20 protein-coding genes and 1 pseudogene are annotated in these 26,297 nt (G+C 60.7%); 9 read left to right on the forward strand and 12 right to left on the reverse strand.

Annotated elements, in window-relative coordinates:
* Positions 1 to 64: 64 nt before the first annotated feature.
* A complete protein-coding gene (locus tag KI235_RS08845; RefSeq protein ID WP_003199396.1) occupies positions 65 to 1,294 on the forward strand; it encodes a winged helix-turn-helix domain-containing protein in 1,230 nt (409 codons plus the stop codon).
* Positions 1,295 to 1,429: 135 nt separating this feature from the next.
* Here the strand turns inward: KI235_RS08845 and KI235_RS08850 are convergent, their stop codons facing one another.
* Positions 1,430 to 2,776 carry a 3-deoxy-7-phosphoheptulonate synthase class II gene (locus KI235_RS08850; protein ID WP_003199400.1) on the reverse strand — a complete coding sequence of 449 codons (1,347 nt, stop codon included), beginning with the start codon at positions 2,774 to 2,776 and terminating at the stop codon, positions 1,430 to 1,432.
* 142 nt (positions 2,777 to 2,918) lie between these two features.
* On the opposite strand from KI235_RS08850, the gene KI235_RS08855 reads away from it, so the two are divergent.
* A complete protein-coding gene (locus KI235_RS08855) occupies positions 2,919 to 3,674 on the forward strand; it encodes a spermidine synthase (RefSeq protein WP_003199402.1) in 756 nt (251 codons plus the stop codon).
* Positions 3,675 to 4,164: 490 nt separating this feature from the next.
* The gene (locus KI235_RS08860; protein WP_003199404.1) at positions 4,165 to 5,838 is read left to right on the forward strand and encodes a DEAD/DEAH box helicase; all 1,674 of its coding nucleotides are present in this window, start codon (positions 4,165 to 4,167) and stop codon (positions 5,836 to 5,838) included.
* 191 nt (positions 5,839 to 6,029) lie between these two features.
* Here the strand turns inward: KI235_RS08860 and KI235_RS08865 are convergent, their stop codons facing one another.
* Positions 6,030 to 6,797 (reverse strand): class III extradiol ring-cleavage dioxygenase, encoded by a 768-nt coding sequence (locus KI235_RS08865; RefSeq protein WP_003199407.1) that lies wholly within the window; start codon positions 6,795 to 6,797, stop codon positions 6,030 to 6,032.
* A gap of 104 nt (positions 6,798 to 6,901) precedes the next feature.
* Here KI235_RS08865 and KI235_RS08870 point away from each other — a divergent pair, with 104 nt between their 5' ends.
* Positions 6,902 to 7,555, forward strand: a complete 654-nt coding sequence (locus tag KI235_RS08870; RefSeq protein ID WP_003199409.1) for a thiopurine S-methyltransferase — start codon at positions 6,902 to 6,904, stop codon at positions 7,553 to 7,555.
* Between the two features lie 328 nt (positions 7,556 to 7,883).
* On the opposite strand, the gene htpX is transcribed toward KI235_RS08870, so the two are convergent.
* Positions 7,884 to 8,771 carry a protease HtpX gene (gene htpX, locus KI235_RS08875; RefSeq protein WP_003199411.1) on the reverse strand — a complete coding sequence of 296 codons (888 nt, stop codon included), beginning with the start codon at positions 8,769 to 8,771 and terminating at the stop codon, positions 7,884 to 7,886.
* A gap of 301 nt (positions 8,772 to 9,072) precedes the next feature.
* Positions 9,073 to 10,284 carry a pyridoxal phosphate-dependent aminotransferase gene (locus tag KI235_RS08880; RefSeq protein WP_003199412.1) on the reverse strand — a complete coding sequence of 404 codons (1,212 nt, stop codon included), beginning with the start codon at positions 10,282 to 10,284 and terminating at the stop codon, positions 9,073 to 9,075.
* A gap of 220 nt (positions 10,285 to 10,504) precedes the next feature.
* On the opposite strand from KI235_RS08880, the gene msrB reads away from it, so the two are divergent.
* The 3 genes from msrB to KI235_RS08895 all read left to right on the forward strand — a co-directional run bounded on the left by msrB (position 10,505) and on the right by KI235_RS08895 (position 12,029).
* Positions 10,505 to 10,900, forward strand: a complete 396-nt coding sequence (msrB, locus tag KI235_RS08885; RefSeq protein WP_003199414.1) for a peptide-methionine (R)-S-oxide reductase MsrB — start codon at positions 10,505 to 10,507, stop codon at positions 10,898 to 10,900.
* A 185-nt stretch (positions 10,901 to 11,085) separates the two neighbouring features.
* Positions 11,086 to 11,571, forward strand: a complete 486-nt coding sequence (locus KI235_RS08890; RefSeq protein WP_003199416.1) for a glutathione peroxidase — start codon at positions 11,086 to 11,088, stop codon at positions 11,569 to 11,571.
* The gene (locus tag KI235_RS08895) at positions 11,568 to 12,029 is read left to right on the forward strand and encodes a MarR family transcriptional regulator (protein ID WP_039010911.1); all 462 of its coding nucleotides are present in this window, start codon (positions 11,568 to 11,570) and stop codon (positions 12,027 to 12,029) included. The genes KI235_RS08890 and KI235_RS08895 overlap by 4 nt, the downstream gene beginning before the upstream one ends.
* Here KI235_RS08895 and KI235_RS08900 read toward each other — a convergent pair.
* Positions 12,013 to 14,334 carry a response regulator gene (locus tag KI235_RS08900; protein ID WP_003199420.1) on the reverse strand — a complete coding sequence of 774 codons (2,322 nt, stop codon included), beginning with the start codon at positions 14,332 to 14,334 and terminating at the stop codon, positions 12,013 to 12,015. The two genes, KI235_RS08895 and KI235_RS08900, sit on opposite strands and share 17 nt — an antisense overlap.
* A gap of 163 nt (positions 14,335 to 14,497) precedes the next feature.
* Between KI235_RS08900 and KI235_RS08905 the strand changes: the two genes are divergently transcribed.
* Together KI235_RS08905 and KI235_RS08910 are read left to right on the forward strand one after the other, a co-directional pair.
* Positions 14,498 to 15,388, forward strand: coding sequence for an ATP-binding protein (locus tag KI235_RS08905; protein WP_003199422.1), 891 nt, complete (start codon positions 14,498 to 14,500; stop codon positions 15,386 to 15,388).
* Positions 15,385 to 15,867 (forward strand): GAF domain-containing protein, encoded by a 483-nt coding sequence (locus KI235_RS08910; RefSeq protein ID WP_003199423.1) that lies wholly within the window; start codon positions 15,385 to 15,387, stop codon positions 15,865 to 15,867. Before KI235_RS08905 ends, KI235_RS08910 begins: the two co-directional genes overlap by 4 nt.
* Here KI235_RS08910 and KI235_RS08915 read toward each other — a convergent pair whose 3' ends face one another.
* From KI235_RS08915 to KI235_RS08945, 7 genes and pseudogenes are all read right to left on the reverse strand, one after another.
* Positions 15,868 to 18,816, reverse strand: coding sequence for an HD domain-containing phosphohydrolase (locus KI235_RS08915; protein WP_003199425.1), 2,949 nt, complete (start codon positions 18,814 to 18,816; stop codon positions 15,868 to 15,870).
* A gap of 116 nt (positions 18,817 to 18,932) precedes the next feature.
* A pseudogene (locus KI235_RS08920) lies at positions 18,933 to 22,551 on the reverse strand (transporter substrate-binding domain-containing protein).
* A gap of 10 nt (positions 22,552 to 22,561) precedes the next feature.
* Complete coding sequence (locus KI235_RS08925; RefSeq protein WP_003199430.1) at positions 22,562 to 23,188, reverse strand: response regulator transcription factor; 627 nt, start codon at positions 23,186 to 23,188, stop codon at positions 22,562 to 22,564.
* Positions 23,189 to 23,648: 460 nt separating this feature from the next.
* Positions 23,649 to 24,977: a deoxyguanosinetriphosphate triphosphohydrolase gene (locus tag KI235_RS08930; RefSeq protein ID WP_003199435.1), complete on the reverse strand. Its 1,329-nt coding sequence runs from the start codon at positions 24,975 to 24,977 to the stop codon at positions 23,649 to 23,651.
* Positions 24,978 to 25,177: 200 nt separating this feature from the next.
* Positions 25,178 to 25,513, reverse strand: coding sequence for a hypothetical protein (locus tag KI235_RS08935; protein WP_003199437.1), 336 nt, complete (start codon positions 25,511 to 25,513; stop codon positions 25,178 to 25,180).
* The gene (locus tag KI235_RS08940) at positions 25,510 to 25,899 is read right to left on the reverse strand and encodes a phage holin family protein (RefSeq protein WP_003199439.1); all 390 of its coding nucleotides are present in this window, start codon (positions 25,897 to 25,899) and stop codon (positions 25,510 to 25,512) included. Before KI235_RS08940 ends, KI235_RS08935 begins: the two co-directional genes overlap by 4 nt.
* 2 nt (positions 25,900 to 25,901) lie before the next feature.
* A complete protein-coding gene (locus KI235_RS08945) occupies positions 25,902 to 26,216 on the reverse strand; it encodes a YqjD family protein (protein ID WP_003199441.1) in 315 nt (104 codons plus the stop codon).
* Between the last annotated feature and the right edge of the window lie 81 nt (positions 26,217 to 26,297).

Below are 26,297 nucleotides of genomic sequence, written 5' to 3' on the forward strand. Positions count from 1 at the left end.
GCCATCCTTTCCTACACAAACCCCTTATTGGTGAGGTAGGTTGCGAGCAGAGAAGGAGATCTCCATGCCCGCGACTCTGTCCTTTACCCTCAAACAGGCCCGGCGTCTGGCGTTGGCCGCCCAAGGATTCGATGGGCGGTCGCCGCCAGCTTCGGTGCAACCCTCACGCCTCAACCGCCTGATCGAACGCCTCGGCGTCCTGCAGATCGACTCAGTCAATGCGTTGGTGCGCTCGCATTACCTCCCGCTGTTCTCCCGCCTCGGTCACTACAATCGCGATTTGCTCGATCAAGCAGCCTGGAGCCAGGGCCGACGTCGTACGCTGTTCGAATACTGGGGACATGAAGCGTCGCTGCTGCCGATGTCGATGTATCCGTTGATGCGCTGGCGCATGAATCGGGCGTCGGGTGGCGAAGGGATTTATCAGCAGTTGGCGCGTTTCGGCCAAGAACGCCAGGATGTCATCCGCCGTGTCCTGGCGTCGGTCCAGGAGCAGGGCGCCCTGGGTGCTGGCAGCTTGTCCACGCGCCAGGAGAAGGCCGGGCCTTGGTGGGACTGGAGTGCGGAGAAACATGCGCTGGAGTGGCTGTTTGCCGCGGGTGAAGTCACGGTGGCGGGGCGGCGCGGGTTCGAGCGGCTCTACGACTTGCCCGAACGGGTCCTGCCGGCCTCGATCCTGCAGCAACCGTTGCCGGACGAGGCCCAGGCCCAACGCGCCTTGCTGCTACATGCAGCCGACGCCCTAGGCATTGCCACAGAGAAAGATCTGCGCGACTACTTTCGCCTCGCTCCGGCCGACAGCCGTGGGCGCCTGGCTGAGTTGGAGGAGGCCGGAGAGCTGCTGCGCTGCCAGGTGCAGGGCTGGAAACAACCGGCCTGGTGCCGACCTGAGGCGAAAGTTCCTCGCAAAGTCGCCGCCAGTGCCTTGCTGTCGCCGTTCGACTCGCTGGTCTGGGAGCGCGGCCGTACCGAGCGGTTGTTCGACTTTCGCTACCGGTTGGAGATCTACACGCCTGTCCACAAGCGGGTGTATGGCTATTACGTGTTGCCGTTCCTGCACCACGAACGCATTGCAGCTCGGGTGGACCTGCGGGCGGAGCGGGCCCTGGGGCAGTTGGCCGTGCATGCCGTGCACGAGGACGCGTCGGGGCTGGACGAGGAGGGGATGCAGGCCCTGGCGCTGAACTTGAGGCGCATGGCCCGGTGGCTGGGGTTGGAGCGGGTCCAGCTCAATTGCCAGCGAGTGAGTGGGGTGCGGTTGGCGGTGGCATTGGCCCAGATTGATGGTGACTGAGCCGACGCCTTCGCGAGCAAGCTCGCTCCCACAAGGGATTTCTGGTGACCACAGGTTTTGTGTTCACAGCCGATCCAATGTGGGAGCGAGCTTGCTCGCGACAGCAATCCAGCAGGCACCGAAAGCCTTACTGACTCACCGCCGAACCTGCTTCAACGTCTCGGCAATCAAAAACGCCAGCTCCAGCGACTGATCGGCATTCATCCGCGGGTCGCAGTGGGTGTGGTAGCGGTCCGACAGCCCGTCCTCGGTAATCGGGCGTGCGCCGCCGATGCATTCGGTGACGTTTTGCCCGGTCATCTCGATGTGAATCCCGCCGGCATAGGTGCCTTCGGCTTCGTGGACCTGGAAGAACTGCTTCACTTCACCGAGGATCTGCGCAAAGTCCCGGGTCTTGTAGCCGCTGCTGGCCTTGATGGTGTTGCCATGCATCGGGTCTGAGCTCCACAGCACTTGCTTGCCTTCACGCTGCACGGCGCGCAACAGCGGCGGCAAGTGTTCGCCGACCTTGTTGGCGCCCATCCGGGCGATCAGGTTCAGCCGGCCGGGGTCGTTCTGCGGGTTGAGCACGTCGATCAGGCGGATCAGGTCGTCGGGATCCATACTCGGGCCGACCTTGACCCCGATCGGGTTGTTCACCCCGCGCAGGAATTCGACATGGGCGCCGTCCAACTGACGGGTGCGGTCGCCGATCCACAGCATGTGGGCCGAGCAGTCGTAATAATCGTTGGTCAGGCTGTCACGGCGCACGAAGGCTTCTTCGTAATTGAGCAGCAACGCTTCGTGGGCAGTGAAGAAACTGGTTTCGCGCAGTTGCGGCGAGCTGTCCATGCCGCAGGCGCGCATGAATGCCAGCGTTTCGTCGATGCGGTCGGCCAGGTGACTGTACTTTTCCGCCAGGGCCGAATTGGCGATGAAGTCCAGGTTCCACTTGTGCACCTGGTGCAGGTCGGCGAACCCGCCCTGGGCGAAGGCGCGCAGCAGGTTCAAGGTGGCGGTGGACTGGTGGTAGGACTGCAGCAACCGCTCCGGGTCCGGTACGCGGCTTTTCTCGTCGAAACCGATGCCGTTGACGATATCGCCCCGGTAGGCCGGCAAGGTCACACCGTCGATGGTTTCATCATTGGCTGAGCGCGGCTTGGCGAACTGCCCGGCCATGCGCCCGACCTTGACCACCGGGCAGCCGGCGGCAAAGGTCATGACGATCGCCATCTGCAAGAGCACCTTGAAGGTGTCGCGGATCTTGGCCGCCGAGAACTCGGCAAAGCTTTCGGCGCAGTCGCCGCCTTGCAGCAGGAACGCCCGGCCCTGGGTCACCTCGGCGAACTGACGGCGCAACTCCCGGGCCTCACCGGCAAACACCAGAGGCGGATAGCTGGCCAGGGTCTGCTCTACCTGCAACAGGTGCGCGGCGTCGGGGTAGCGGGGTTGTTGCTGGATCGGCAGGGCGCGCCAGCTGTCAGGGCTCCAGGGTTGGCTCATCATGATCTCTAGGTGATTTACGCTTGGACGGCCATGTTATCAGCAAATTAGTGCGTGACCTGCTCCGGTTGCTTCGCGGACAATCGCGCCTTTGTCCCGTATACGCAGGCTCAAGCCGGCACGGTCACCATCAGGAGATGAAATGACAGAGGAGCGCGTCGAGCATTTGCTCGCCGAGGTGCACGACGAGTTCGGCATGATTCGCGTATTCGAAGTGGCCGATTACCGGTTTCTCGAGTTTGGCGATGCCATCGAGCAGAGTTGCGTGTTCACAGCCGATCCGAGCTGGCTCGAATATGACTATACCCGCGCCATGCTCATCGGCGCGTTGTGTCACGAGCAGCCGGAAAGTGCGCTGTTTCTGGGGCTGGGCGCCGGTACGTTGACCCAGGCCTGCCTCAAGTTCCTGCCGTTGGAAGATGTCGAGGCCATTGAACTGCGCCCCGACGTGCCACGCCTGGCCATCGAATACCTGGGGTTGGATGACGATCCGCGGCTGTACATCCGCGTCGGCGATGCACTGGAGCTGCTTGAAAGCGCCGAGCCGGCGGACTTGATTTTCGTCGACCTCTATACCGATGTCGGTCCCGGCGTCGGGCACCTGGCCTGGGGCTTCCTGGAAAACTGCCAGAAACGCCTCAACCCGGGCGGCTGGCTGGTGATCAACCAGTGGGCCACCGATGACGGCAAGCCATTGGGGGCGGCGCTGTTGCGCGGCTTGTACCACCGGCATTATTGGGAGCTGCCGGTGAAGGAGGGCAATGTGATCCTCATCGTGCCGGCGGACCTGGATCAGGAGCTGGACATGCAAGGACTGGTCGCCAGGGCCGAAGGGCTGGCGCCGCGACTGGGCTATTCGTTGCAGTCGTTGATCAAGGCCATTCGCCCGGCAACGTGACCCCCGTCCAAGGCGTGACAACCCCCCCTGTGGGAGCAAAGCTTGCTCGCGATGAACGCAACTCAGTACCTGCGCAAATCGCGGTGTCCGCATCGCGAGCAAGCTTTGCTCCCACAGGTAAAGATGAACCGTTTTAGCACCTCATCCCCGCAACGCTGGGCCTCTGCAAAACAAACGGTTGTACCGTTAACCCCTGGGCCTGTGACAGCGAGCCCCATAACGGTGTCTGGCAATAAAAAAAGCTCCCTTTTTGGGCGAATTCCGGTATAGTGCGCGCCGGCCTTTAGCCGGGCCGCGTCAAGGTAGCGCAATTCCCCGAAGTCAGCTTCGGTTGCATGTCCGCACAACGGATGCTTCCACGACGTTCTTTTTCATTCATTCGTTTTCGCAAATCCCCGCCGACAAAGCAGCCAGGGCGACTCTTGAGTCTCAACACGGCATGCGCAGCTTTGGAGCATGGGTCTTTGCGGATGCACTTAGAGGCAGACCCATGACCCAGGAAACCGGCGGCTTCGCCGCTTTTAATCTCAACCCGAACATTCTCGCTGCCGTCACTGCGACCGGCTACGAAGAACCTTCGGCGATTCAGCAGCAATCGATCCCGATCATCATGGCCGGCCACGACATGATTGGCCAGGCGCAAACCGGTACGGGTAAAACCGCTGCGTTCGCCCTGCCGATCCTGCATCGCATCGATCCTGCCAAGCGCGAACCGCAAGCCCTGATCCTGGCGCCAACTCGTGAGTTGGCGCTGCAAGTAGCAACCGCTTTCGAAACCTATTCCAAGCAGATGCCTGGCGTTACTGTTGTGGCCGTTTACGGCGGTGCCCCGATGGGCCCACAACTCAAAGCCATCCGTAATGGCGCGCAGATCGTTGTCGCCACTCCGGGTCGTCTGTGCGACCACCTGCGTCGTGACGAAAAAGTCCTGGCCACCGTGAACCACCTGGTTCTCGACGAAGCCGACGAAATGCTCAAGCTGGGTTTCATGGATGACCTGGAAGTCATCTTCAAGGCCCTGCCAGCAACCCGCCAGACTGTATTGTTCTCGGCCACCCTGCCGCAATCGATCCGCGCCATTGCCGAGCGCCACCTGCGCGATCCGCAACACGTGAAGATCCAGACCAAGACCCAGACCGTCACCGCGATCGAACAGGCTCACCTGCTGGTTCACGCTGACCAGAAGACGTCTGCCGTTCTCAGCTTGCTGGAAGTGGAAGACTTCGACGCCCTGATCATGTTCGTGCGCACCAAGCAAGCGACCCTGGACCTGGCCAGCGCCCTGGAAGCCAAAGGCTACAAAGCCGCTGCGCTGAACGGTGACATTGCCCAGAACCAGCGTGAGCGCGTGATCGACTCCCTCAAGGATGGCCGCCTGGACATCGTTGTGGCGACCGACGTTGCTGCCCGTGGCCTGGACGTTCCGCGCATCACCCACGTATTCAACGTGGACATGCCGTACGATCCGGAATCCTACGTTCACCGTATCGGCCGTACTGGCCGTGCCGGTCGCGAAGGCCGTGCGCTGCTGCTGGTCACCCCGCGTGAGCGCCGCATGCTGCAAGTGATCGAGCGTGTAACTGGCCAGAAGGTAGCTGAAGTTCGCCTGCCGGACGCCCAGGCCGTTCTCGATGCCCGCATCAAGAAACTGACCAACAGCCTGTCGCCACTGGTGGCTGACGCCGAATCGACCCACGGTGATCTGCTCGATCGCCTGACCGCCGACATCGGTTGCAGCCCTCGCGCCTTGGCCGCCGCACTGCTGCGCAAGGCCACCAATGGCCAAGCGCTGAACCTGGCTGCAATCGAGAAGGAACGTCCCCTGGTGCCGAACAACGCACCGCGTGGCGATCGTCCTGAGCGCACCGGTGATCGTCCGGATCGTGGTGATCGCGAGCGTCGTGCGCCGATCCCGCTGGCCGAAGGTCGTGCTCGCTGCCGTACCGCGCTGGGTGCCCGTGACGGCATCGCTGCCAAGAACCTGCTGGGTGCCATCCTCAACGAAGGCGGCCTGGCCCGCGAAGCTATCGGCCGCATCCAGGTGCGTGACAGCTTCAGCCTGGTAGAGCTGCCGGAAGATGGTCTGGAGAAGTTGCTGACCAAGTTGAAAGACACTCGTGTGGCTGGCAAGCAGCTCAAGCTGCGTCGCTATCGCGAAGATTGATCGGCTCTTGGGCTGATTGATCGAACATGAAAAATCCCCGACTGGTTCGGGGATTTTTTTTGCCTGTCGTTTGGTGTTCCTTCAGGTTGATTGGCGTTGTCCCATTCGCGAGCAAGTCCGCTCCCACAAGGTTTTGGGAGCGCCGAAAATCCAATGTGGGAGCGAGCTTGCTCGCGATTGAAGCGACCCGGTCAATCGAACCGATAGATGTCCATCCCCAGCGTCCCCATCGTGAACCCCGCATGGGCAACACTGAACTTGCCCCCTGCACCCCGGGCAAAATACAGCGGCAGCAAGTGCTCATCACTGGGGTGGCTGCGCACGGCGTTCGGTGCCTGGCGACGGTAATCATGCAGCGCGGTCTCGTCGTCGGCCGCCAGCTTCTCAACCATCCAATCGCGAAAGTCCTTGGCCCAGGGCTCGATGCTGTCGGGACCGGCGTTCCAGTCCAGGTCGCGCAGGTTATGGGTGATGCTGCCAGAGCCGATCAGCAAGATGCCCTGTTGGCGCAGGTTCGCCAGGGCCTGGCCGACCTGTGTCTGCAACATCGGTCCCTGGCGGCTGGGCAGGGAAACCTGCACCACCGGGATGTCGGCCTCGGGGTACATCAAGGACAATGGCACCCAGGCACCATGGTCAAACGGCCGTTGAGGGTCGAGGCGTGCCGGCAGGTCCGCGGCGTTGAGCATGTCCGCGACTTGCGTCGCCAGTTGAGGATCGCCAGGCGCGGGGTACTGCACCTCATACAGCGCCGGTGGAAAGCCGCCGAAGTCGTGCCAGGTGCGCGGCTGCGGATTGGCGCTGACCAGCAGTTCGTTACTTTCCCAGTGAGCGGACACGATGACGATGGCCTTGGGCTTGGGCAATTGAGCGGCCAGGCGAGCCAATGCCGGACCGCTGTCGCCGGGTTCCAGGGCGAGCATCGGTGAGCCATGGGAGATAAACAGGCTGGGCAGCATGAAGGGACTCCTGAGCGTTAAGATGGGGTCATCTTCCATCAGGTCAATGATCTAAATCTAATATAAGTTTTAACCCATTTTGATCGAATTTTCTGGAGTGAATCATGGAGCCCGAGTTTTGGCACAAGCGCTGGTCATCGAACCAGATTGGTTTTCACTTACCGGAGGTGAACCCCTACCTGCAACGTTTCTGGCCACAATTGGGATTGGCCCAAGGCAGTCGGGTGCTGGTGCCGTTGTGTGGGAAAAGCCTGGATCTGCTGTGGCTTGCCCATCAGGGCTACTCAGTGCTTGGCGTGGAGTTGTCGGAAAAAGCCGCCACGGATTTTTTCCTTGAGCATCAGCTTGAGCCGGTTGTGAGTGAAGAGGGCGCTTTCAGGGTGTTCCGTGCCGGTGATATCGAGATTCGCTGCGGTGATTTCTTTGCCCTGGGCCCGAAGGATGTGGTCGATTGCGTGGGACTGTACGACCGCGCCGCGCTGATCGCTTTGCCCCTGCCGATGCGCGAGCGGTATGCGGCCCATCTGCAGAAGATCTTGCCCAATGGCGTCGGATTGTTGATTACCCTGGATTACAACCAGGATGAAATGCCTGGCCCACCGTTCTCTGTCGGGGATGATGAGGTGCAGCGGCTGCTGGGGGATGCCTGGCGGCTGGAGGTCTTGCAGGAACAGGATGTACTGGGAGAGAGCTGGAAGTTTTTGCAGGCGGGTGTGAAGCGGCTGGATGAGCGTGTTTATCGGCTGTCCAGAGGTTGAAGCGTTGTTTGTGCTGATGCCATCGGGAGCATGCTTGCTCCCACATTTGATCTGCTGTGAACACAAAACCTGTGGTCACCCAAGTTCCCCTGTGGGAGCGGGCTTGCTCGCGAAGGCGGCCTGACGGGGTGGCCTGGATTTTGTTGATCGAGTACATATCCGTTACCGCAGTAATGGATATACACACGACCCATCAGGAAAAGGGCGAGTAGATTTTTCCAAAAAAAACTCCCCAAAAAAAGACGCTTCCCATTTCTGAAAGAAGCGCCGTTTCTCTAAGCTGAACCAGCATTACGCATTTCTGCGGGTTTTCTCTTGAGGCTAACGATCAGCCCCGACGACGCAGTGCGTCAATACGCTCTTCCAGCGGCGGATGGCTCATGAACATGCGAGCCAGGCCCTGCTTGATGCCACCGTTGATGCCAAAGGCATTCAGGGTGTCGGGCATGTGCACTGGCAAGCCTTGTTCGGCGCGCAGGCGTTGCAGGGCGCCGATCATGGCGCTGGTGCCGGCCAGGCGTGCACCGGCGTCGTCGGCGCGGAATTCACGCTTGCGCGAGAACCACATGACGATGGCGCTGGCGAGGATGCCCAGTACCAGTTCGGCGAAGATGGTCGCCACGTAGTAGGCGATGCCTTGGCCTTCTTCGTTCTTGAAGATCACCTTGTCGACGAAATTGCCGATGATGCGGGCAAAGAACATCACGAAGGTGTTCACCACGCCCTGGATCAGCGCCAGGGTCACCATGTCGCCGTTGGCGACGTGGCCGATCTCGTGGGCCAGCACGGCCTTGACTTCATCGGGCGAGAAGCGCTCGAGCAAGCCCTGGCTGACGGCGACCAGTGCGTCGTTCTTGTTCCAGCCGGTGGCAAAGGCGTTGGCCTCATAGGCCGGGAAGATACCGACTTCCGGCATCTTGATACCGGCTTCGCGGGACAACTGCTCGACGGTTTGCAGCAGCCATTGTTCGTGGCGAGTGCGCGGCTGGCTGATGATCTGGGTGCTGGTGCTCATCTTCGCCATCCACTTGGAGATGAACAGCGAGAACAGGGAACCGGCGAAACCGAACACCGCACAGAAAATCAGCAGCTGATTGAGGTTGAGATCAACCCCGTTGGCCGCCATGAACCCGTTGAAGCCGAAGAGGCTCAGGGTGATGCTGGCAATCAGCACGACCGCCAGGTTAGTGGCCAAGAACAGCAGGATGCGCATCATGGTTGTGAAAATCTCCTCGTGCTAAAGATGTAGCGTTATGCGGGGTATATAAGGTGCCGCCGCAGGCTATTCAACTCGCCGACTATTTCAAACTGTGTCCTACAGCCGTCCTAAATGTTTGAAAGACTTTTCTGAAAGTGACTGGGGAAAAAAATATGGCGCCTGCCCCCCGTGAACGTTGAGCCAGAGTGCCCGTTGGCTGTTCAACCCCTAGTGTAGAAGGCGTTGCGGAGTCGGCAGAACGGATGTGTTGCTGAATCAAACAGCGTGCGAGGCGAGGACTCCCCGCACGCTGTCTGGCTTATTGGCGGTAGGACTTGAGGAAGTTGCCGATCCGGCCAATGGCCTGGTCGAGGTCATCGACCCGCGGCAGGGTCACGACGCGGAAGTGATCCGGCCACGGCCAGTTGAACGCCGTGCCCTGGACCACCAGTAGCTTCTCGGACAGCAGCAGGTCGAGGACGAATTTTTCATCGTTGTGGATCGGGCAGACCTTCGGGTCGATCCGCGGGAAGGCATACAGCGCGCCCATCGGCTTGACACAACTGACGCCGGGAATGTCGTTGAGCAGCTCCCAGGTTCGATTGCGCTGTTCCAGCAGTCGGCCCTGGGGCAGGACCAGGTCGTTGATGCTCTGGTAGCCGCCAAGCGCCGTCTGGATCGCATGCTGGCTCGGCACGTTGGCACACAGGCGCATGTTGGCCAGCATGTCGATGCCTTCGATGTAGCTCTGGGCGTGATGCTTGGGACCGGAAATGACGACCCAGCCTGAGCGGAAACCCGCTACCCGATAGGATTTGGACAGGCCGTTGAAGGTCAGGCACAGCAGGTCCGGTGCCAGGGATGCAGTGCAGATGTGCACGGCGTCGTCGTAGAGGATCTTGTCGTAGATCTCGTCGGAAAACACCACCAGGTTGTGCTGGCGGGCCAGTTCCAGCATGCCCAGCAGCACTTCCCTGGAATACACGGCGCCGGTCGGGTTGTTCGGGTTGATGATCACCAGTGCCTTGGTATTGGGCGTGATCTTGGCCTTGATGTCCGCCAGGTCGGGAAACCAGTTGGCCTGTTCGTCGCACAGGTAATGCACCGGGTTGCCACCGGACAGGCTCACGGCAGCGGTCCACAGCGGATAGTCCGGCGCCGGCACCAGCACTTCGTCGCCGTTGTTGAGCAGGGCTTGCATGGACATCACGATCAGCTCGGACACACCGTTACCCAGGTAGATGTCCTCGATGCCGACGCCTTCGACCTGCTTCTGCTGGTAGTACTGCATCACGGCCTTGCGGGCGCTGAACAGGCCCTTGGAGTCGCTGTAGCCCTGGGCGGTCGGCAGATTGCGGATGACGTCCTGGAGGATTTCATCGGGCGCTTCGAAACCAAAGGGGGCCGGATTACCGATGTTCAGCTTGAGGATGCGATGGCCTTCCTCTTCCAGGCGTTTGGCGTGCTTGAGCACCGGGCCGCGAATGTCGTAGCAGACGTTGGCGAGCTTGTTCGATTTGCTGACCTGCATGGCGATGTGTTCCCGAAAATGAACGATCCAGGCGGCGTATGAACTACCGTACTGGGAATCCTGCGTCTGTGCCCAGGCCTGACGCGGTATAGGCGCCACAATCCGTTTGAATGCGCATGACGTGACTGCCAGACTGGCGTCTGACGAGGCGCAATCATACGTGCCGCCCGATCTGCGGAAAAGCGTCGGATCGGGCTTTTTCAATTGCCGAGGTAGGACGATGGAAAAGTTGGAAAAAACCCTTGAAGAATGGCGCTCCATGCTCGACCCGGAGCAGTACAACGTCTGTCGGCTGAAGGGCACCGAGCGGCCATTCTCCGGTAAATACAACGCCACCAAGACCGACGGCGTGTACCACTGCATTTGCTGCAACGAGCCGTTGTTCGATTCGCAGACCAAATTCGATTCCGGTTGTGGCTGGCCGAGTTTCTACGCGCCGATCGAGGGCAGCGCGGTGGTGGAGGTTCGGGACGTCAGCCACGGCATGATTCGCACCGAGGTGGTCTGCGCCAAATGCGACGCTCACCTGGGCCACGTCTTCCCCGACGGCCCGCCGCCCACGGGTTTGCGGTACTGCATCAACTCGGTGTGCCTGGATCTGGTCCCCCGGGAGTAATTCGGTGGGAGCAAAGCTTGCTCGCGAAACAGGGCCTCTCGATTTCTGAACGACCGTATCGCCTTCATCGCGGGCAAGCCTTGCTCCCACAGTTTGTGGTGTGGGTATTTTTGATAATTAAATTGCATGCAATTTAATTGCTCGCTATCTTCGCCGCCTGTCCTATACGTTTTCGGAGCCTTGCCATGAGCGATAACCTGTTGAGCATCCCGTGCACCACCATCAAGGGTGAGCAAAAGACCCTCGCCGATTTCGCCGGCAAGGCTGTGCTGGTGGTCAACACGGCCAGCCAGTGCGGGTTCACCCCGCAGTACAAGGGGCTTGAGGCGCTGTGGCAGACCTACAAGGACCAGGGCCTGGTGGTGTTGGGCTTTCCCTGCAATCAATTCGGCAAGCAGGAGCCGGGCAACGAGGGGGCGATTACCGAGTTCTGCGAGCTGAACTTTGGCGTGAGTTTTCCGCTGTTCAAGAAAATCGAGGTCAATGGTGCCAACGCCCATCCCCTGTTCGTCCAGCTTAAGCAGCGGGCGCCCGGCGTGCTGGGGTCCAAAGGCATCAAGTGGAATTTCACCAAGTTCCTGATCGGCAAGGACGGCCAAGTGGTCAAGCGTTTTGCCCCGACCACCAAGCCCCAGGACCTGACCGGTGAGATCGAAGCGCTGCTCAAATGAATGACCTGTCAGTCGATTCGCTGAAGCTCGACAGCCAGTTGTGCTTCAAGCTGTACGCTGCTTCGCGCGCAGTGATCCGTGGCTACAAACCGATGCTCGATCAGCTCGGTCTGACTTATCCGCAGTACCTGGCGATGCTGGTGCTGTGGGAATGGCAGGACACGGCCCCACCACAGCCGACGGTCAAGGCCCTGGGTGAGCGTTTGCTGCTGGATTCCGGCACGCTGACGCCGCTGCTCAAGCGCCTGGAACAGCTGGACCTGGTCCAGCGCCAGCGTTCGGCCCGGGACGAGCGGGAGGTGCACTTGAGCCTGACGACTGCAGGGCGAGCCTTGCGTGAACAGGTCGCTCCGCTCAAGGCCCGCCTGTTGTGCGACAGCGGTATCGACCTGGACCGCCTCAGAACGTTGCGAGACGGTCTCGATCACCTGTTGGGCCAGATCAAAGCGCTGACGTAGTCGGCACCCACTGGTCCAGCACTGCCGCCAGTTCTTCGCGGCGGAATGGCTTGGACAGGTAATCGTTCATGCCGGCCGCGCGGCAACGCTCGCGTTCCTCGGGCATCGCGTTGGCCGTCAGGGCGACAATCGGCAGATCCGACCAGCGCCCGCTTTGGCGGATCTGCCGGCTGGCTTCGTAACCATCCATCACCGGCATGTTGCAGTCCATCAACACCAGGTCGAACACCCGTTGTTCCAGTTGATCCAGGGCTTCGCCGCCATGGGCCGCGACGGTGACTTCGCAGCCCAGCTTTACCAACATCCCCTTGGCCACCAGTTGGTTGACCGGGTTGTCCTCCACCAGCAGCACCCGTCCACGCCTGGACGGCGCCAGGGCTTCGATCTGTGCGTCATCGATGACGGTCGCCTCGCTTTGCATGGCGCGCCGCAGAATCTGGTATAGCGCATGGCGCGCCAGCGGCCGGGCCTGTTGTATCAGCGGGGCGAGGGCGGCGGCTTCTTCGCTGGGCATGAAGCTGCCATAGGCGGTCACCAGCAGGATCGGTGCGTCAAAGGTTGGCCGCAGGTTGAACAGGCATTCCGGGCAGTCGGTAATCAGTACATCGGGTGTGAGCCCCAACAACCCGTCATCGATGGAGCGCTGCACATAATCCAGGCCCCATCCCGGCAACAGCATGCCCAGCAATTCGGCCAGGCCGCTGCTGCTGCCGGTGATGGCGACGACGTTGCCGCGCAACGGTTCGACCGGCGTTGCCGGGAGATGGCAGGGCAGGGGCAGGTCGGCACAGAACTGACTGCCAAAGCCGGCTTCGGAACTGATCGTCAACCGGCCCTGCATGGCTTCGCAGAGGTTGTAGGTCAGTGCCAGGCCCAGCCCGGTGCCACCGAACTGGCGGGTAATCCCGGCGCCGGCCTGGGTGAACGGTTGCAGGATTCTTGCCTGGGCTTCCTGAGGAATGCCGATACCCGTGTCGCAGATCTCGATGCGTACGCCGCCCTCGTAATGACTCAACTTCACGTCGACCCGGCCGAAGCGCGTGAATTTCAGTGCGTTGGACAGCAGGTTGCTGACGATCTGGCGCACCCGGGTCGGGTCGCCGAGTACTTGCGCCGGGAACTGCGGGTCGATCAGGCAGGCCAGTTCGACACTGGGGGCCGCGTTCTGGGAAAGCAGGTTGGCGGTATCCTCCACCAGGGAGCCGAGGTCGAACGGGATGTGTTCGAGCTCCAGTTGACCGGCGTCGAATTTCGACAGGTCGAGGATGTCGTTGAGCAGTTCGACCAATACCTTGCCCGAGTCATGGGCAATCGATAGCTGTTGCTGTTGTTCGGCCGTCAGGGGGCCGTCCAGGGACAGGGCGATCATTCCCAGCAGGCCGTTCAGCGGTGTGCGTATCTCGTGGCTCATGTTGGCGAGGAACGCAGAGCGGGCCTCGGCCATGTCCAGGGCCGTGCGCCGGGCCACTTCCAGTTCCTCGTTGGACTGGCTGAGGCGGGCGTTGCTGGCCTTGAGTTCGGCGGTGCGTGCCGAGACGATGTTTTCCAGTTGCGCGAGGTATTCGGTGAGGCGATTTTCGGCCGTGCGCCGCTGCTGGATTTCGGTGGAGATATTTTCGAACTGCTGGTTGGCGACGGATACCAGCACGCCAATTTCATCGGACTGGTGGCCGGTGGGGCATTCCAGGCGGCTCTGCTCGTTGCTGCTCGGGTCGCGGCTGCTCAGTTCGCGGATGACCCGCACCAAGGGCTTGGTCAGCATCACGTAGAACAGTGCCAGCAGCAGGCCCGTCAGGATCAGGCTGCGGGCGAAACCGTTGAGCAAGGTGACCTCGGCACGGCGCAGGAAACGACTGCCGAACGCAAAAGTGTCGACGTCCAGTCGCAGCATGCCCAGGGATTCGCTGGGCAAGTGATCCAGGTAGAGCCGGTCCTCGAACTGACGCTGGGCGCCGAACAGAAAGTCGCTGATGAACCGGTAGCTGCTTTGCAGCTCGGGCCGCTTGACGCTGGCGAGCACCGTATTGTTGTTGTCGATCAGCTCGGCCCCGATGATGGCCGGTGAGCGCAGCAGGCCCATGGACAGCTCTTGGGCGAGCTCGGCGTCGATGTTGTAGGCGATGCGCGAGGCCGGGTTATGGCTGATTTCCAGCAGCGAGAGGATTTCACGGTTGATCGACGCGTCTTCGCTGGCATAATCGATGCCGATCTGCATCAGGCTGAGCAAGGTGCCCAACACGAAGCCCACCAGGACGGTCAGGCGGGCCTGCTTATAGGAAAGCCGTTGGGTGAATCTGATGTCCATTGAGTGATGAACCACTTACGTTTCCCTTCGCCGGTCAAGCATAGCTGATCATCTCTGAAATCCGGTGCAGCCGGTGTGTATTGTGTGAAGTAGACCCGCCATTGGATACGGCGTTTCGTAGCTCGAGCGCCATCATTACTGTGAACCTGTCCGAGGAGAAGACGTGGACTCGCGATTGAATGCTTTTCTTGAGCGTGCCGATGCCGTGCTGGCCCGGATCGAACCTTTGCTGCCGGCGCCCCGGCCCACCATCGATTGGACCCAGACCCTGGCTGCCCGCTGGCAGCGTGACGGCCGTAGCGGCTACCTGCTGCCGCTGCAGGTCAGCCTCGACATGCGCCTGTCGGACCTGATCGGCGTGGACCGCCAGGTCGAACAACTGGGCCGTAACACCCGGCAGTTCATCGATGGCATGCCCGCCAACCATGCCTTGCTCTGGGGCTCGCGTGGCACCGGCAAATCGTCCCTGGTACGCGCCTTGTTGGCTGAACATGCCCCGCATGGCTTGCGCTTGATCGAGATCGAACGCGATCACCTGGCCGATTTGCCTCGGGTGGTCGAGCAGGTTGCGAAACTGCCCCAGCGCTTCGTGTTGTTCTGCGATGACTTGTCGTTCGAATCCGGTGAAGGCGATTACCGCGTGCTCAAGAGCGTGTTGGATGGATCCCTGGAGCAGGCGCCGGACAACGTGCTGCTGTATGCCACCTCCAACCGTCGTCACCTGGTGCCGGAAAAGGAAAGCGACAACGAGAATTGGAAACGGGTCGACGGCGAACTTCACCCCAGTGAAGCGGTAGAGGACAAGATCGCCTTGTCCGACCGCTTTGGCCTGTGGCTGTCGTTTTATCCGTTTACCCAGGAGCATTTCCTCAACGTGGTGGAGCACTGGATCGGCGAACTGGCGGCCAAGGCCGGGCTGGCCTGGCAGCGCGACGAAGCGCTGGATGTGCTGGCGGTGCGCTGGGCAACCGGTCGCGGCAACCGCAACGGACGTTGCGCCTATCAGTTTGCCCGTTATTGGGTAGGCCTGAAATTGTTGGAGCACAAGGCATGATCGATTTGAAGGACACCGGAGTCGGCCTTGACGGCTACGCGTTGTTATCGGCACAGCTGGAATCCTTGCTGGCCGATGAGCGTGACTTCATTGCCAACGCCGCGCAGTTCTCGGCTTTCCTGTCCAGTCAGCTGGATGATCTGAACTGGGCCGGTTTCTACCTCAATCGCAACGAAGAGTTGGTCCTGGGACCGTTCCAGGGCCAGATCGCCTGCGTGCGGATCCCCTTTGGCCGCGGCGTGTGCGGTACGGCGGCCGCGACCCGGCAGACCCAGCGCGTCGAAGACGTCCATGCCTTCGCCGGGCACATCGCCTGCGACAGCGCGTCGAACAGCGAGCTGGTAGTGCCGCTGGTCAAGGACGGGCGCCTGATCGGCGTGCTCGACCTGGACAGTCCGAAACCGGCGCGTTTTACCGAACATGATCAAGCCGGCATCGAGCAGTTGGCCGCGATATTCCTGCGCCTGACGGATTGCTGATCATACCTTCAACCCTGCCTTGACCAGCAGGCTGTGGGGATCGACTTCATCGATCTGGTGTGGGGCGAGGAACTGGTTGGCGTAGCTCTCGTAGATTTTTTCTTCGATGAACAACCCGAACAGCTCGGGATCGATATGGGCGTCACGGCACATGGTAGCCATGATGCCCAGGGCCTCGCTCAGTTTCTTCGCTTTCTTGTAGGGGCGGTCGGCTGCCGTCAGCGCTTCGAAAATGTCGGCAATGGCCATCATGCGTGCCGGCAGGCTCATCTCTTCACGTTTGAGGCGCTTGGGATAACCGCTGCCATCCATTTTCTCGTGATGACCGCCAGCGATCTCCGCGACATTGTCCAGGTGACTGGGGAAGGGCAGCTGACTGAGCATCATGATCGTCTGCACCATGTGATGGTTGATGACGTAGCGTTCCTCGCGGGTCAGCGTGCCTCGCGTGATGCTCAGGTTGTAGAGCTCGCCGCGGTTGTATTTCCAGGCCGGTACGTCGAGCTGGAAACCCCACGGGTTGTCCGCCGGGATCAGTTCGGCTTCGTGGTGTTCGAGCAGGTGCTCGGGCTTGTCTGCCAACAGCGGCTCAGTGACCGGTAGCGACGGCTTGGGTGTGCGATTCTGGCGTCGGTGCTCTTCCCAGGAAACCCCAAGGCGATCGTCGAGGGTCCGGGTCCATGGGCGTTGGGCAATCTGTTGCAAGCGTTGCAGATCGGCCTCGGCCATGGCTTCGCAGCCCAGGTTGCAGCGTGCGACGAAGGTAAAGTCGTCATCCAGGGCCGTCAATGTCGCGTCGCGCTGCTGTGCCAGGGATGACGGCTCGCCGCCGCTTGCCACGGCCTGCCAGTAATCGACCCAGGCGTCGCGCTTGAGCACTTCGAAGCGAGTGCGTATCTCGTGGATCCGGTCGTTCAGGGTTTCCAGCTTGGTGGCCTTGTCGACCACGTATTCGGGGGTGGTGACCTTGCCGCAATCGTGCAGCCAGGCGGCGATGTGCAGGGCTTCCCATTCATCCTCCGTTGGCCGGTAGGCGTCGAATGCCGGTGCCTGGCTGGCAGCGGCCGCCTGGGCGAGCATCAGGGTCAGGACCGGCACCCGCTGGCAATGGCCGCCGGTGTAGGGGCTCTTGGCATCAATCGCGCCGGCCAGCAATTGGATGAAGGCGTCCAGCAACTGCTTTTGCCTGTCTTGCAGGCGCTGGCCCTCGATGCTCACGGCGGCGGCACCGGACACGGCCTGCAGGAAGGCGATGCGGTCGGGCTGCAGTTTTTCCAGGTCGGCTTCGGTGCCGCTGTCTGTGATCAACAGTACCAATACGCCGACGGTTTCCTGGTGTCGATTGCGCAGGCGAATACCGATCAGATGGACCCGCGGCGAGTCCAGTGCCTGCAGGACGCTCTGCAGATCGGCCGCCTGTTCGAAGCCCAGGGAGGCCACGAGGTTGTCCGAGGTGGCCAGTTGCTGGAGCCATTGCGGACTGTCGCCAGCCTGTAGTTCATGACTGCGCAACTTGAAGGCGTCGAGGTCCCTGGGTGTTCCATTGATTATCAGCCCATACGGCTTGACCCGGTTTTCGTCGTTCTCGCGCAAATAGATCAGGCCGGCCTGGGCCTGGCCGATTTTCACGGTTTCAAATAACACCCGTTCCAGCAACGGGGCGAAGCGGGTTTCGGCGCGCAGGCTGGCGGTGATTTCAAAGAAACTCGCCAGGGTCTCTTTCATGCGCGCCATTGATACGCCCAACTGATCGACTTCCAGCACCGGGGAGCGACGGGACACTGGGTAGTTGAAGTCAAAGCTGCGAATGGCATCGGCCTCCTGCACCAGGTCGCCCAAGGGCTTGACCAGGATCCGGGACGTCAGCCAGCCCAGAGGCAGGCACAGCAGCAGGGTGGCGAGGGTGATGAGCGCGCCTTGCCAGCGCATGCGATAGGCATTGTCCAGCAGCTCATCTTCAGGGACCAGCAGCGCCAGTTCCAGGCCCTGGGGCCCACCTTCCTGCATGTGGCTGCGAGAAACGATCCACTGGCGTCCGGCCGCTTCCAGGCGCGTGGTGTCGGTGTTGTCGTCGAGCGCGGCGGCGATAGCCGGACTGAGGTCGCGGGCCTTGGTCAGGCGTGCCGACTGGGCGTCGGCGAGCAGCCGGCTGCTGTCGGGATAACCCACTGCGTTGCCCGTGGGATCGAGCAGGACGACTTCGGTGCCGGTGGTCACCTTATGCTTGGCCAGGGTCTGGGACAGGGCCGCCAGGGTCAGGTCGGCGCCGATGACCGCCTGCTCGCCACTGCGCCGGGCAAGGGTGGTGCCGACGTTATGGGTGGAGAAAAAAACGTAGGGCTCGGTGGTGATCTGCTCGGTGCTGCCGGCGGCGCTGCGAAACCAGCTGCGGCTGCGGGGGTCGTAGGTTTCGTCGGCAATGTCCCGGCGTCCGATGAGCGTCAGCGTCTCGTCGTAGAACAGCGACTGGGAATGAACCGGGCCTTGCTCGGTTGTCCGCTCCACCGTCCAGACCTGGTAGGCCGCGTCGGTCGGTGCCTGCAGGGCGGCTTTCAGGGCCGCGGTGCGCAATGGCCGGACCATCAGGAAGTTGCCCTGATGATCGCCCAGGTACAACGACGCCAGGTTCGGGTTGTCCCGCAGTGCCTGACTGAAGGGCACGAGCAGGGCCAGGCGCTGCGCCATCTGGGGCGTGCGCGTCGCTGGATAGTCGGCCAGCAGGCTCAACAGGTGACGGATGGGTTCGTAGGTGTCGTACAGATCCAGGCGCACATCCTGTTCAATACGGTTGAACAGCTTTTCACTGCTGGACAGGATGATTTGCGTGGTTTGCCGGTAATTGAAAATCCCCAGCACCACCCCGGTCAGCAACAGAAGCAGGGTAAACATCACGCTGATATGAACGTGCAGGGGGAACCGGCGTTTTTCCGGACGCGGTGCGCTGGGCATTGCAGTCACTCCAAGTGTCAGGGGGCGTTCTCGATGGGTATTCCCGCGTGCAGGGGAAACCGCTCGAGAACCCCCCAGGTACGCACTGCTGAGCGAATAGCATAGTAAACGCTGGATTATTTTGCCTTGGCGATCTCCGTTTCGAGGGCCTGCTCCAGTTCGCTCATGGCGCGGTCGAGGGCGTCGATGCAGTCGCTGATTCGCCCAGGTGCTTGCGGCTGATGACAAGCGCGCTCCAACGCCTCGCACCGCTGGATCAGCGAGGTCGCCTGGACGATGCGGGCGACGCCTTTTATCTTGTGCGCCATTTCGCTCAGCGCTTGCCGGTTTGCGCCGCGGGCGACGTCGAGCAACTCCTGGCGGTCCGAGCGGCTGCTGCTGAGCAATTCGGCCAACAGGCGCCGGTTGGACGAAGGGTCGCCGCCAGTCAACGCCTGCAGGCTTTGTACGCTGAAAACCGCTGGGCGGCCGGTGGGTTTGACCGCGTTGATCCATTGGCTCAACGCGCTCAGGCTGATCGGCTTGAACAGGCAGTCGTCCATCCCAGCGTCCTGGCAGCGCTGTTTTTCCTCCGGTTGGGCATTGGCAGTGAACCCCAGGAGGGTGCAGGGTGGCCGTTGCTGTTCGGATTCAGCGCGACGAACCGACCGGGCCAGTTCATAGCCGCTCATGATGGGCATGTTGCAATCGGCGATGACCAGATCGAAATGTTTCTTTTGCCAGACCTCGAGTCCGTGGGCACCATCATGGGCGACCTGATAGTGATGGCCCAGGTATTCCAATTGCTGCGACATCAGCAGGCGGTTGGCGGGATGATCGTCCACGATCAGGACGTTCAGGGGGCCAGGGCCGTTTCGATGACCGGCTCAGGTGGGGGGCGAACCGGGGCTGTCGACAGGACGGTCAGTTGCAGGCGTACCTGGACCTGGGTGCCGGTGCCGGATTGGCTGTTCATGTGCAGGCTGCCACCCATCATCTGGCACAAGTTGCGACTGATCACCAGCCCCAACCCCGCGCCGTTGCGGGCCATCCGGCTGGTGTTATCGACCTGGGCGAAAGGTTCGAACAACCGTTGCAGGTCCGCCGGGCCAATACCGATGCCGCTGTCGTTGACCTCCAGGTGCATCTGCAGAGCGTCGTCCCGGTCGGTTGGCGACAGCCGGACCTTGATCGCTACCTGGCCCTGCTCGGTAAATTTGAGGGCATTGCTGATCAGGTTCGACAGCACCTGTTTGAACCGCAACGGGTCCATCAACACGTCAGGGCTGCCCTCGGCAGCGTCGAACTGCAGGGACAGCGCCAGGTTTTTCTGCCGGGCCACGCCCTCGAATACTCGTATGACCGATTGCAGCAGGGCCCTGAGATTGACGCGTTCGGGGGCCAGGCTCAAATGGCCGGATTCGATACGGGCGATGTCCAGGATGTCGCCTATCAGTTCGAGCATGCCGGAGGCCGATTCGTACGCGACTTCGATAGTCGAGCGATCCACGTGGCCTTTGTCGGCGTGTTTCAGGGCCAGTTCAAGCATGCCGATCACCGCGTTCATGGGGGTGCGGATTTCATGGCTCATGGTTGCCAGGAACGTGCTTTTGGCGCGGTTCGCGTCGTCGGCCCGTTGCTTGGACGCGCGCAGTTCCTCGAACAGCTGGCGCCGCTCACTGATGTCGATCCAGCCGCCGATGATGCCTTGCACTTCGGCGGCGGAGTTTCGGTAGGGGAGGATCCAGTGGTAGATCGTCAGTTGCCTGTCCCCGATGTGCAGGGGCCGATCCACGATCAGGGCGGTGCCTTCGGCCATGACGCGTTGGTAGTCCGCCTGGTACTCCTGCGCTTCGAAGGCGTTGCTCATGGAACCTGGCATCAGGTTCTTGCCGATGACGTCTTCGCGTTTGACGTCGAACGTTTGCAGGTAGCTGTCGTTGCAGCTTTGCAGGATGCCGTTGCGATCTCTCACGTAGATGGGGTGAGGGGTGCCGTTGAGCAGCGAATGCATGAATTCGAGCTGATCATTGAGGGCCAGTTCCGCCCGTTGACGCTGCCTGATCTGGCGCTGCATGTAGGCATTCCACGCCAGGGAAAACAGCAGCAACAGGCCAATGCCCGCGCCGACCTGGAGGAACAGGCGGTTGTAGGTGCGCCAGGTGTGTTCCGAGGGCGAGACGTAACCGCGCCAGCGGTTGTTGATGACGCCAAGTTCGTCGGGGTCGATGCTGGTCAGGGCCTTGTCGAGGATGGCGTTCAACTCTGTGGCGTTTTTTACCGTGGCCAGCGCGAACATGGCCTGTTGGGTGCCCACCGTGCTGCTGATTTGCAACCTGTCGCGCCACGCATAGGAGGAGATGAAGTAGTTGGCCATCACTTGCGAGTTCACGCTGCCGTCGACCTGGCCATGGGCGAGCATTTCCACGGCGCGCAAGGGGCCGTCCGTTTCGATGATTTGAATGTTCGGGACTGGCTGCGTAGCCATTCAATGACCGGATTGCCTTTGGCGATTGCCAGGCTGGCGTGGCCGAACTGATCGAGTGTCGTGGGCGTGTCGGACTGTTTGCGGGTCAGCAGGACGAACGAACTGTCGACGTAGGGGCGGCTGAACTTCAACTGGAGTTGTCGTTCGCTGCTGGGCAAAAGTGCGGCAATCATGTCGGCTTGATCGTTGAGGACCGCAGCGATCATTTCGCTGTCGTTCTGGCGGCGCTGGATGTCCAGGCGCAGGCCGGTGCGCAGCCTAATCAGTTCCAGCAGGTCGGCACTGATGCCGCGAAAGTCCCCATCCGCATCGAAGAAGGTGAAGGGCGCGGAGGTTTCGTTCACCACCACCCGTACCACCGGATGCCTCGCCAGCCAGCGTTGCTCGCGGTCGGTCAGTTGTATCCTGTGGTCCGTGAGGTACAGGTCGCTGCCTGCACTCCAGCGCTTGGAGATGGCGGCTTGCTCGGCAATGGAGACCTGGTTCAGCGTAGCGTTGATGACCTCCAACAAACGGGTGTCGTTACGTCGTACGGCAAAACCGAACCCGTGGGATTCATGTTTGCCGAAGCTGGCCATGCGGATATTGCTCAAATAGCCCTTGTTGATCATGTAGTGGGTGGAGAGGGTATCGCCGAGAAATACATCGGCCTGACCGAAGGCGACGGCATTGATGGCGTTCTGGTAGGACGGGTAGGTGGTAATGAGTGCCTTGGGGTAGAGTTTTTCAATTTCCCGTAGCGGCAGGTAGTGATAGACCATGCTCAGCCGCAACCCCTCGAGATCGTCAGTCAGGGATCGGCTTTCATTCGTTCGGGTGACGAGAACGGGTTGGTCCACTGCATACGGTGTCGACAGTACAATGTCGGGGTTGCGCGCCTCGAAACCGTTGGCGGTGCCAAGCATATCGATTTGCCCATCCTTGAGTGCGGCCATGGCCGCCTCGCGGGAGTCGAAGCGCAGGACGCTCATGGGCAGGCCAGTGGCCTTGGCGATGATGTCGGCGTAATCGGCCGTCAGGCCTTCGTAGTCGCGTCCGCTGGTGGAGAGATCGAAGGGCGGGTAGTCCGGGGCTGAAGTTCCCAGGACCAGCGCTTGCCGATCCTGTAGCCAGGCGCGGTGAACATCATCCAGCTTGACCTCGGTATGGGCCATGGACGAGTGGCCCAGCAGGGTATATTGCTCGGGCGCATTCGCCGCCGCCGCGAGCATTCCTGTATATAACGCCGCACTGATCAGCAGGAGACATTCGGTTATGCGTCTGAGCATCCTGTTTTTCTCACACCAGCGCGTTGCGCTTCGCCATTTCAATCAGATCGACCAAGGACTTGACCTTGAGCTTCTGCATCAGCCGCTTCTTATAAGTACTGACGGTCTTATTGCTTAGAAACATTCCCTTGGCTATTTCCTTGTTGGTACGACCCTGGGCAAAAAGTTGCAGCACCATCAGTTCTCGATCATTGACACTTTTGAAAAGGTCCAGCTCGATACTGCGTGGATCATCCGGGCGTACCGGATTCAGCGCCTGGCTGGGAAAATAGTTATAGCCGGACAATACTGCTTTGATTGCGCTGACAAGTTCGCTGAGGTCTTCCTGTTTACAAACGTAACCAGAGGCACCCGACTGCATGCATCGAATGCCGAAAAGTGTCGGCGACTGGGCCGTGAGCACCAGCGTCTTGAGAGGAGTGGTCATGGCGTTGAAGCGCGAGAGGATTTCCAGCCCGTCGAGTTTGGGGATGCTGATGTCCAGGATAACCAGGTCTGGCATGCATTCGCGCACCATTTGCATCGCATCGACGCCGTTGTCAGTTTCACCTACGACCTTATAGCCTTCATGCTCCAGAAGCATGCGAACAGCGAGGCGGATGACCGGATGATCGTCGACAATGAAAACGGAGTTCATGAATAAATTACCCTGCGAACTTGAATAAAGCGCGCACCTTAGCCCACTTACAACCGGGGTCGTACGAAGAGACGGGCATGCAACTTCAATTTCAGAAGTTTCCTACAAAAAAAGAGGCAACGTATTACGATGTAATCGGTTTTTTAGTAGGCGGGTGGCAACAGGAGGGGGAAGAGTTGGCTGTGTGTGAAGGGATATTTCTTTGATAGTGTTGTTTGTGCAAACAAAAGAAGCGTTTTAATCGAGATTTTTTGTAAGCCATATAGTTATTTATCTACTTCAAACTCCTTGTGGCGCAGCGCTACAAAATTCACATTCACCGCCAATCCCTGTGGGAGCGAGCTTGCTCGCGATGACGGTGGCACATCCTGCATTGATGCGCACAGATCCACTGCCATCGCGAGCAAGCTCGCTCCCACAGGTTTTGTACCAGGTGCAGCACACCGTCGATCCAGGCCTTTTATTGGCGCGTGCGGCCGGTCATTTCCTGGGCCATTTCGCTGGCGTAGCTGTCAGTCATCCCGGCGATGAAATCGATCATTCGCAGGAAAGCGCTATGCAAAGGGCCATTGGGGTCCGGCGCGTTGTTCCCCAGCAGGTCGAGAATGCGGCGATTCTTGAACGAAGGCGTGCGGCCCCCGTGCTGTTCAAGGGCCGCTCCGCAAAATCCGTTGAGCAGGATTTCCAGCGTGGTGTAGGCGCCGATTTCGTGCAGGGTCTTGCGCTTGTCCTGGAAAATTTTCCGGCGCGCCATGTCCTTGGCATTCAACACGCAGCGTTTTGCCGGGCCGTGCATATGCTCCACCAGATCCCCGGGCAATGTGCCGGCAAGCAATGCTTCCTGCTGTTCGACAAAAGCCCGGGCGGCGGCGTTGGTCAGGTGTTCGATGGCCTTGCCTCGCAGGATCGCCAGTTTGCGTCGCCGCGAGTCCAACGGCCCCAACTGCCGGTAGGTGTCCGGAAGATCGTCGCCCACCAGGTCCAGGAGCAGCGATTCCACCTGGGGGTATTCCAGGAGATCCATCTCCACGCCGTCTTCCAGGTCGATCAGCGCGTAGCAGATGTCATCGGCGGCTTCCATCAGGTACACCAAGGGATGCCGTGCCCAGCGTTGATCCTCGATCTGTGGCAAGCCGAGCTTGTGGGCAATCTGCTCCAACAGCGGCAATTCGCTCTGGTAGCAACCGAACTTGTGCTTCTTGTAGCCCAGCGAGTCCGCGTGGCGGGCAGTCCAGGGGTATTTCAAATAGGTGCCGAGGGTGGCATAGGTCAGCCGCGTTCCTCCGTCGAACTGATGGTATTCAAGTTGAGTGAGGACGCGGAATCCTTGGGCGTTGCCTTCGAAGTTGAGGAAGTCGTTGCGCTCGGCTTCGCTCATTGCATCGAGCCACCCACGGCCGGCGGCCTGCTGGAACCAATAGCGGATAGCATCCTCGCCGGAGTGACCGAACGGCGGGTTGCCAATGTCGTGGGCCAGGCAGGCCGATTGCACCACCATGCCCAGGTCGCTTGGCTCGCACCAGTCAGGCAGGGCATTGCGGATGGTTTCTCCCACGCGCATGCCCAGGGAACGCCCGACGCAGCTGACTTCCAGGGAATGGGTCAGGCGCGTATGGATGTGGTCGTTGCTGGAGACCGGATGCACTTGTGTCTTGCGTCCGAGGCGGCGGAAGGCGCCGGAAAAGATGATGCGATCGTGGTCCTTGTGGAAAGGACTGCGGCCCAGCTCTTGCGGACTGTGCAGCGGTTTTCCGAGGCGTTCGCGAGTCAGCAGGGTGTGCCAATCCAAGGCCGGTTGCTCCGTTTGATGATGTCGGTGTCCTAGCTTCCCGGTTCGTGGGCTGCCCTGCAAGGCCTATGGGCGTGCACAGACCGGATACATAACCCTGTGGCGAGGGAGCTTGCTCCCGCTTGAGTGCGAAGCACTCACGGAAATAGGCCTATATCGCAGTCCAGCGGGAGCAAGCTCCCTCGCCACGGATGTCGTCCTCAGGGCTTGCGCAAGTCCTTGGCCAGCTTGACCAACGGCAGCAATGTCGTTGCCAGGCGGATCAGGCCAGTCAAGCCACCGCCACCGCCATTGCGGGTCCGTTTGCCGGTGATGAAACCGAGCAGGGACACCGCCGCCACGCCCCACAGTGGCGCGTGCTTGATGCCGAAGCCTTCGTGCCAGCTTTGCGTCAAGCCGCGCACCCGTTGCAAGGGCTGCAGCAACTGGCGCGTTTCCTGACGGATTTCCTGGCGATGCATTTCCATCCGCAGACGCACCAGCGCCTTGCGCATTTCCTGTCGTGTCCGGGCTTGAGGAATATCAGGCAGGCTCATGGCAACAGGCGCTCCCGGTCATTGGCCAGTTCTTCGAGGGTGGCATGGAAAGGAGAGGACTCGTCGTAGATCGCTGCCTTGAGCCGGAGCCCGCAGAACAGCGCCGCCAGCAGATAAAACAGGCACAGGCCGATAATGCCGGCCAGACGATAGGTGTCCCATACCAGGATCAGTACCAGTGCTGAAAGCCCGACCAACAGCAGCAGGCCGAACACCAGCGCAAGGCCGGCGAACAGCAGGAGGCTGACGGTGCGTGCCTTCTGTTCCTGCAACTCCATGCCGAACAATTCGACGTGGCTATGCAGCAAGCCAAGGAACGCCGCACCCAGGCGGCGTGCTGTAGGTTGTGTGCCCGCTTCGGACGAGCCGGATTCGTCGATGCCCATCATCAGCGCCGTGTCGCCAGCAGACCAATCAGAAAGCCAACGCCTGCCGCAATGCCCACGGATTGCCAAGGGTTGGCCTGTACGTATTCCTCGGTGGCGACCACCGCAGCCTGGCCGCGTTCGCGCATGGAGTCTTCCGTCAGCTTGAGCGTTTCGCGGGCGCGCAGGAGGGTTTCGTGAATCTGGCTGCGCAGTGCATCGGCTTGATCGCCTGCCAGCGTCGCGGTGTGATCGAGCAACCGTTCCGTGTCGCTGACCAGCGTCTGGAAATCTTCCATCAGGGTTTCTTGAGCAGTCTTTGCCTGGGTTCTGGCCATCAGTGAATCTCCGTAAGTGACGTCTGAAACGTTCGAGTATGAGCCTTGCTGGAAGGTTCAGTACAAGTGACTGGTACAACT

It is taken from the genome of Pseudomonas sp. St386 (assembly GCF_018325865.1).
Taxonomy (GTDB): domain Bacteria; phylum Pseudomonadota; class Gammaproteobacteria; order Pseudomonadales; family Pseudomonadaceae; genus Aquipseudomonas; species Aquipseudomonas brassicacearum.